Source organism: Aquabacterium sp. UBA2148 (assembly GCF_002328915.1).
In the GTDB taxonomy this organism is placed as follows: Bacteria; Pseudomonadota; Gammaproteobacteria; order Burkholderiales; family Burkholderiaceae_C; genus Aquabacterium; species Aquabacterium parvum.
In genome coordinates, this window is sequence record NZ_DCXA01000146.1 from 3557 (window position 1) to 11230 (window position 7674).

Annotated in this window: 9 protein-coding genes; 4 read left to right on the top strand and 5 right to left on the bottom strand. The window is 65.6% G+C overall.

The annotated features are described in order from the left end of the window. From B2W70_RS07960 to B2W70_RS07970, 3 genes are all read left to right on the top strand, one after another. Positions 1-426, top strand: a 426-nt coding sequence (locus tag B2W70_RS07960; protein ID WP_286744555.1) for a bile acid:sodium symporter family protein, incomplete at its 5' end; no start/stop codon positions are given. A gap of 29 nt (positions 427-455) precedes the next feature. Then, positions 456-1601, top strand: coding sequence for an L-lactate dehydrogenase (locus B2W70_RS07965; protein ID WP_286744557.1), 1146 nt, complete (start codon positions 456-458; stop codon positions 1599-1601). Between the two features lie 63 nt (positions 1602-1664). Further along, entirely contained in the window at positions 1665-3329 is a 1665-nt protein-coding gene (locus B2W70_RS07970) for an acetolactate synthase large subunit (protein WP_286744559.1), read from the top strand. Between the two features lie 63 nt (positions 3330-3392). Here the strand turns inward: B2W70_RS07970 and B2W70_RS07975 are convergent, their stop codons facing one another. The 5 genes from B2W70_RS07975 to B2W70_RS18415 all read right to left on the bottom strand — a co-directional run bounded on the left by B2W70_RS07975 (position 3393) and on the right by B2W70_RS18415 (position 6090). Next, complete coding sequence (locus tag B2W70_RS07975; RefSeq protein ID WP_286744561.1) at positions 3393-4118, bottom strand: immunity 52 family protein; 726 nt, start codon at positions 4116-4118, stop codon at positions 3393-3395. Continuing rightward, on the bottom strand, positions 4115-4720 hold the full coding sequence (locus B2W70_RS07980) for a restriction endonuclease fold toxin 5 domain-containing protein (protein WP_286744564.1): 606 nt from the start codon (positions 4718-4720) through the stop codon (positions 4115-4117). The genes B2W70_RS07975 and B2W70_RS07980 overlap by 4 nt, the downstream gene beginning before the upstream one ends. Then, entirely contained in the window at positions 4720-5067 is a 348-nt protein-coding gene (locus tag B2W70_RS07985; protein ID WP_286744566.1) for a hypothetical protein, read from the bottom strand. Before B2W70_RS07985 ends, B2W70_RS07980 begins: the two co-directional genes overlap by 1 nt. Beyond that, positions 5061-5558 carry a DUF4123 domain-containing protein gene (locus tag B2W70_RS07990; RefSeq protein ID WP_286744576.1) on the bottom strand — a complete coding sequence of 166 codons (498 nt, stop codon included), beginning with the start codon at positions 5556-5558 and terminating at the stop codon, positions 5061-5063. Before B2W70_RS07990 ends, B2W70_RS07985 begins: the two co-directional genes overlap by 7 nt. A 184-nt stretch (positions 5559-5742) precedes the next feature. Then, the gene (locus tag B2W70_RS18415) at positions 5743-6090 is read right to left on the bottom strand and encodes a PAAR domain-containing protein (protein ID WP_349677440.1); all 348 of its coding nucleotides are present in this window, start codon (positions 6088-6090) and stop codon (positions 5743-5745) included. Between the two features lie 137 nt (positions 6091-6227). Here B2W70_RS18415 and B2W70_RS08000 point away from each other — a divergent pair. After that, a partial coding sequence (locus B2W70_RS08000; RefSeq protein ID WP_286744569.1) for a C1 family peptidase occupies positions 6228-7674 on the top strand: 1447 nt, incomplete at its 3' end.

Consider the following 7674-nt stretch of genomic DNA (forward strand, 5'->3'; position numbering starts at 1 on the left):
TGGACGGGCTGGGCGCTGCGCTTCGAGCCACGCGCCACGCGCATCGCCACGGGGCTGTTCGTGCTCATCGTGGTGCTGGCCGTCATCAAGAACTGGCCGATGGTGCAGGCGCACTTCACGGCCCTGGCGCCGCTGGCGTTGGTGCTCAACCTGACCATGCTGAGCCTGGGCTTTGCGGTGGCCTGGCTGGCGCGCCTGTCGCGCAGCCAGTCGATCACGCTGGGCATCGAGACGGCGGTGCAGAACGCGGCCCTGGCGCTGGTGATCGCCAGCACGGTGCTGCAGGACGGCACCATGGCCATCCCCGGGGCGCTGTATGGGGTGCTGATGTACGTGGGCGGGCTGCTGTTTGCCTGGGTGATGCGGCGGTACGTGGCGGCGTCCGATGCCGCGGGTGAGCCCCACCGCGCCACCCACTCGCGTTGACCCCTCTTTGCGAGAAGGCGTCCACCAACATGCCCCTGCACCTGCCCGCCACCGCTGCCGACCTGCGCCTGAGGGCCCAGGCGAAGCTGCCCCGTTTCCTTTTCGACTACGTGGACGGCGGCGCCACCGACGAGCAGACCCTGCGTGCCAACGAGACCGCCTGGTCTGGCGTGACCTTGCGTCAGCGGGTTCTGCGCGACGTTGATGGCGTCGACACCTCGGCCACGCTGGCTGGCCAGCCCTGCCGGATGCCGCTGGCGTTGGCGCCCGTGGGCCTGGGTGGTTTGCTGGCGCGACGCGGTGAGGTCCAGGCCGCCCGCGCCGCCGAAGCCGCCGGCGTGCCCTTCACCCTGTCCACCGTGGGCATCTGCTCGCTGGGCGAGGTGCAGGCCGCCGTGCAGCAGCCGATCTGGTTCCAGCTCTACATGTTGCGCGACCGGGGCATCGTGCAGGCCCTGTTGCAACGCGCCTGGGCAGCCGGTTGCCGCACCCTGGTCTTCACGGTCGACCTGCCCACCTCGGGCATGCGCCACCGCGACACCCGCAACGGCCTGTCGGCCCCGGCTGGCCGCGCGGCCCTGATCAAGGCGGCTCACCTGCTGTCTCGCCCTGGCTGGATCTGGGACGTGGGTGTGCAAGGCAAGCCGCATGGATTTGGCAACCTCCACGACCAGGTGCCGCTGGCCCAGGACATGGACGCCTTCAAGGCCTGGATCGACACGCAGTTCGACCCCACTGTGACCTGGTCCGACATCGACTGGGTGCGCAGCCAGTGGCCGGGCACCGTGCTGCTCAAGGGCATCCTCGACGAGGAAGACGCGCGCATGGCCGTGCGCAGCGGCGTGCAAGGACTGGTCGTGTCCAACCACGGCGGCCGGCAGCTCGATGGCGTGGCCGCCACCGCCTGCAAGCTGCCGGGCATCGCGCGGGCCGTCGATGGCGCGCTGACCGTGCTGGTCGATGGCGGCGTGCGCAGTGGTGTGGATGTGTTCCGCGCGCTGGCGCTGGGCGCCCAGGGCGTGCTCATCGGTCGGCCCTGGGCCTGGGCGCTGGCCGCAGGGGGCCAGGCCGCGCTGACCGACTTGCTGCGCAGCTGGCAGCGTGAACTCCAGCTGGCCATGACCCTGGCTGGCGTGACCCGGGTGGCGGACATCGGCCCCGCCCACCTGGACTGAGCGCTTGCCGACCCCATTTCGACCGCTTTCAACACGAACACCCGACCCGCAGGAGACCCCGACATGAATGGCGCCCAAGCCCTGATGAAGACCCTCGCCGACGCCGGCGTGACCGTGTGCTTCAGCAACCCCGGCACCTCCGAGATGCACTTCGTGGCCGCGCTCGACCACGAGCCGCGCATGCGCGCCGTGCTCACGCTCTTCGAAGGCGTGGCCACCGGCGCGGCCGACGGCTACGCTCGCATGGCCGGCAAGCCCGCAGCCACCTTGCTGCACCTGGGTTGCGGCCTGGGCAATGGCCTGGCCAACCTGCACAACGCGCGCAAGGGCCGGGTGCCCATCGTCAACATCGTGGGCGACCACGCCACCCACCACGTCCAGTACGACGCACAGCTGCAATCCGACATCGAAACCGTGGCCCGCAACGTCTCCAAGTGGGTGCGCACCTCGTCGTCCACCGCCGAGCTGGCCAACGACGCCGCCGAGGCGGTGGCCACCGCGATGAGCACCCCTGCGCAGGTCACCACGCTGATCCTGCCGGCCGACGTGTCGTGGAGCGAAGGTGGCGTGCCCGCGGCCCTGCCGACGCTGGTGCTGCCACCGGTGGCCGAGGACGACGTCATCGACGCCATCGCCCGGGCCATCCAGTCGGGCGAGAAGACCGCGCTGCTGATGGGCGCGCGGGCCCTGCGCGAGCCGGGGCTCCTTGCCGCTTCGCGCATCGCGGTCAAGGCCGGCGTCAAGCTGTTCGCCGAGGTTTTTCCCACGCGCATCGAGCGCGGCGCAGGCCTGCCCCACGTCGAGCGCATCGCCTACCTGGCCGAGCTGGCCTCGGTGCAGCTGCACGGGCTCAAGCACCTGATCCTGGTCGACGCCAAGTCGCCGGTGTCCTTCTTTGCCTACCCCGGCAAGGCCAGTGACCTGGTGCCCGAAGGCTGCACCGTGCACACCCTGGCCTCACCTTCGCAAGATGCCGTGGGCGGCTTGTCGAAGCTGGCGCAAAAGCTCGGTGCCGACGCCGTGCAGCCCGTGCTGCAATCGGCCACGCGGCCCGAGCGCCCCAAGGGCAAGCTCACCGCCGAGAAGGTCTGCAAGGCCGTGGGCCACCTGCTGCCCGAGCGCGCCATCATCGTCGACGAGGCGCAAACCTCGGGCGTGATGCTGCCGCACTTCACCAAGGGCGCGCCGCGCCACGACGTGGTCACGCTCACGGGTGGCGCCATCGGCCAGGGCCTGCCCAACGCGGTGGGCGCGGCGATTGCCTGCCCCGATCGGCCAGTGCTGGCCCTGGTCGGCGACGGCTCGGCCATGTACACCATCCAGGCGCTGTGGACGATGGCGCGCGAGCGGCTCAACGTCACCACCGTCATCCTCAACAACAAGTCCTACGCCATCCTCAACGTGGAGCTTCAGCGCGTGGGCGCCACGGGTCAGGGCGGCGGCAGCGGCGAGAAGGCCCGCTCGCAGCTCGATTTGTCCAACCCCGGGCTGGACTTCGTGCAACTGGGCGCCAGCATGGGCGTGCACTCGGTGCGCGCCACCACGGCCGAAGAGTTCAACACCGCGCTTGAAAACGCTTTGCGTTCGCCGGGGCCGCACCTCATCGAGGCCGTGGTGCCCAACGCGTTCGCGGGCCTGAAGCTGCGCCTGCTGCCGCACGTGCTGAGCTCGCTGGCCAGCCTGCCGCAGCCGCTGGCCCAGCTCATCAAGCGCAAGGTGTCGCCTTGATGTGATTGCAGCGGACTGCCCACTTGGGCGGGCTACCTTCTTTTGCTGCTGCCGCAGCACCCCTCACAAATCCGCGTAACGTGGCAACAGATCTTGGTCAACCAACCGAGTTTCAATCGAGTTGGCCACCTTGACATGTTCCGGGTTGTTTTCGGAGAAGGGCTCATCGGTGATGCTGACAATGATGGTGCCCATGGGCTGGTTGTTTTCATCGGCAACAGGCACCAAGGCACGAGCTTCTGGCACCTGCTGCGCAGTCAAGACTTTGGGCAGGTAGAGCATCCAGGCAACACCCGGGCGATCTTCAAAGACCTTGTGGTCACTGTACCAATACGGGCCGAATGAACAGGCGTTTGGACGCCAGATGGCAATGGCGCGTTGCAGCCAGCCAAGCGGCACGCGCCAGTCCGTGACTTCGGGAGCGACTCGCATGGCGAATTCCACCGTGTCCGGCCGACCGAGGGTGTTCACGCGAGATGACAGCGTGGCGACTTCGGCATCTGATTCGGCACCATTCCAAAGAGAAATGGAACGAACGTCGGTCACGCCCTTGCTCTTGTGATGGAGAACGGCCAACGCAGCCGTTGTGGGTCCATTGGCATCAAAGGCGTCGTGCAAGAGTGCGTCGTGTTTGCTTGTGTCCGACGAAAGACACCAGCGCTGCAACAGCGGTGAAAACTCGCCGACAACACGAGCGAATTCGTACAGCTCTTGCAACTGCGTGGTGACGTCGATCAATGTGGGCTGTGCTCGACGAAGGAACAGCTCCATCGCTGGTGTTGATTTCATGGCTGGAAGACCACCTCGACATCGGGATATGCGGCTTTGATCACCTTGGAGAAATAACGGTAGCTGATGGGCTCCATGAAATGCCATCGCAACTGGACAGGTGGTCTTGGTTGCGCAGCGGAGGCTTGCCGGTAAGCCTCTTCGACCAGCTTGTCGGCACCTTCTGTCCACCAGCCGCGAACCCTGCGGTACTCGTCAAAAAATTGATCGTACTTCGCCTTTGCTTCCTTCAACAGACATTGAGAGGAATCGAAGCCATCGAAGCTGATGCCGTTGAACATCCACTCCGTGATGAAGCCTGCCCCAACCGGAAGACCGCAGATTTTTGCTTGGTAAGCAATCGATGTGTCAGACCAGCCAGCGGTTGATCTGTTGAGGGGCGCACCTTTGTCTGGCGGGCACTCCTTGCACTTTTCCTTTGTGCCGGCCGTGGCCTCGGTTTTGGCGATCGGGGTGCTCTTCGCCTGTCCGGCCGCCTCGCTGTGCTGCTTGGCAGCATTCCGCGCAGCTTCACCTGCTGCGCCTGCGACGACGCCCACACCCAGGGCGGCCAGAACACGCATGGCAGCGGCTTCAACCGCTGGAACAACAAGCGCAACCATCAGGAAGTCTCCTCAAGTTTTTTGTTCATGACGGCCAGCAAGTCATCCAGCCGCTGCTCTGGCGTTGCGCCAGGTTTGCTCAGATGGTGATGGACAACGGGATCGTCGTGGATCCGAGGTGCGTCTGCGGCCAAGTACATCAATCGCACCAAGTGAGGTGTGGATGTGAAACCGATCCGGGTGCCGTACTCATGTGCCGCCTGCATGCGCTCGGCCACGCCATCTTTCCCAAGTGTTTCGCGCATGTCTGGCCTCTTGGATAAGAACTGATCGACAACATTGAGCACAAACTGACGATTGTCATGGGCTTGAAGTGCACGCCACTGGGCCTCGTTCAGTGTCAGCATGACTGCCTCCCGATCCATGCTCGCTTGCCGTTGTCAAGCAAGTGCCATTCTTCGATGTGCGCAAAGAACTCAACTCGTTGGGCTTCGTCCAGCAGTTGTGCCAGGCTCACCAGCACACGTGGATCCCAAAAACGAAGCAGGGCTGTTCGCCCATCAGGCAAACGGGTGTTCAGGCGCAATTGCATCAATTGCGCCAATCCTTCCAGGGTTTGAGGGGCGATCAACCAAGTCACTGCGGGCGCTTCGAATTCGAGGCGAGCCAAGTCATCGATGTGCTCTTTCCCGGCTGTTTCTGCGTCCACCAGCCAGGGTCCAGCATGGCTCAACGGCTCGTCTGACGTCCCGGCGAACAACGGTCTGTACCCATTTTGAGCAGCCAGCCGCAATCCGCGACGATCTTGGTATTGAAGACCATCAACCAGCGCGTAAAGGCGAAGCGCGGCACAGTTCTGGCGCAACTCGGCCAGTCGCTCATTGACATCAATGACCATGCTCACCCTCGCACAACGGTTGAGCTGCCCGCTGCGGCTGCCCTCATCAGGCAGTCAAGGCAGACACCCGACGTGGTTGGCGCAGCGACGCTGGCTGCTTGCACCAAAGCCTCTGCTTGGTCATGGGCAGTGGGGTCAGTGACTGAGCTTTGAGCCGACCAGGTGGAGAGGGCCTGGCCTGCGATCAGCGTCGCGCCACATGCTGTTTGTCGCCGTGTCTTGCCGGGGATTGGCCCATTGACGACATGTCAGGCGAGCCACTGACAATTGGGAATGTTCCCTTGCACCGTGGGCACACAGTCATGTCGCCGACACGAGCCACGTACTTGCCGTGTACGTCAAAGGTGTAATCGGCGCTGATGACCGACCCACCGTGAGTGGTTCGGTCACCCAATACAACAAATGGCAACGTGGCCATGTTGTTCCTCTCTGCTTGATCGTTTATGGGACAAGAATCTAGCAGAAGCAAGGTCGCACATGCTGAGGTCACCTGGCGCAAGGTGACATGGCGGTACCAGACATGGCGGTGCATCACTGCGCCCTGACGTGGCGCAAGGCCGACGCACCTTGGCGCAAAGGCACCCCAACTCCCTAGGTTTCATGATGGGCAGGCGAGCGCCCTCTCGCTAGCATTTGTTCGCACATGCAACACAAGGGGAGACCGCACCCATGCCCACCCGCCAGGCCACCATCGGCCAACGCACCGTTTCACTCGACGCCCGCCCTGACCGGCTCGACCTGCGAGACCGCTCCTACACACCGCCCCTGGGCAACCTGCCATCGGAATGGCCGCCCAAGGACTGGGTCGAAACCTACCTGCCCCAGTACGCCAAACAAAAGCTGGTGCTCGACCAGGGCTCCGAAGGGGCCTGCACCGGCTTCGGCCTGGCCGCCGTCGTCAACTACCTCGGCTTCGTGATCAGCCTGCAAAAGCCCGAGGTCCAGGCGCGCAAGGTCAGCCCCGCCATGCTCTACCAGCTCGCGCGCATGTACGACGAGTGGCCGGGCGAAGACTACGAAGGCTCGAGCTGCCGCGGCGCGCTCAAGGGCTGGCACCGCCACGGCGTGTGCCGAGAAGACCTGTGGCCCTACAAGCTCGACCGCAAGGGCCGCCGCGTGCACGTCGCCCCCCTGGAAGACCCCGATCTGCCCGACGACCCCGAGCACAACTGGGACGTCGACGCGCTCTCGCGCACGCTGGGCGTGTACTACCGCGTCGACGTGCGTTCGGTGGTCGACCTGCAGGCCGCCATCTTCCAGAACGGTGCGGTCTACGTGTCGGCCACCGTGCACGAAGGCTGGGCCGTGCCCACGCGCAAGCAGCTCAAGGGCCACGCCGACCTGGTGCGCATCAAGCCCGTGGCCCAACCCAAGCAAGCCGGCGGCCACGCCTTCGCGCTGGTGGGCTACAACGAGCAGGGCTTCGTGGTGCAGAACTCCTGGGGCCCGAGCTGGGGCTCGCACGGCTTTGCCTTGCTGCCCTATGAAGACTGGGTGCAGCACGCCACCGACGCCTGGGTTTTCACCATGGGCGTGTCCTGCCAGCAACTGGGGCAAGGGGCTCCCATGGTGCGCAGCCAAGGCACGGGCGCATCGGCCAAGCTGGTGCGCTCGCCTCGCTTCCTGGTGCCTTTCAGCGGCAGCGCCATGGGCGCCGTGCCCGACCGGCCCAATGGCCTCATCGGTGCCGACGACGCCCTGGCGCGCCGCTACCGCAGCGTGCGCAAGCCCGAGCACCGCCCGCTCGACGCCGACCAGGCCTACCGCCACACCATCGTGCTCGACCGGGGCTTCCCGGTGCGCAACGACATCACGGCCGAAAGCCCGCAGGCCGCGCTCGACTCGGCCGTGCTCAGCCGCCCCGCCGCTTGGCTCAAGGCCCGGGGCAGCGTCAAGGTCATGGTCTACGCCCACGGCGGACTCAACAGCGAGAGCGCTTCCGTCGGCCGCGTCCGCGTGATGGCGCCTTACGCCCTGGCCAACGGCATCTACCCCCTGTTCGTGACCTGGCGCTCGGGCCCGATGGAGACCGTCTCCGACCTGGTCGAAGAACTCGGCGCCAAGTTCGGCCTCACCTCGCGTGGCGGCTCGCCGGCGCGCGGCTGGCTCGACCGCC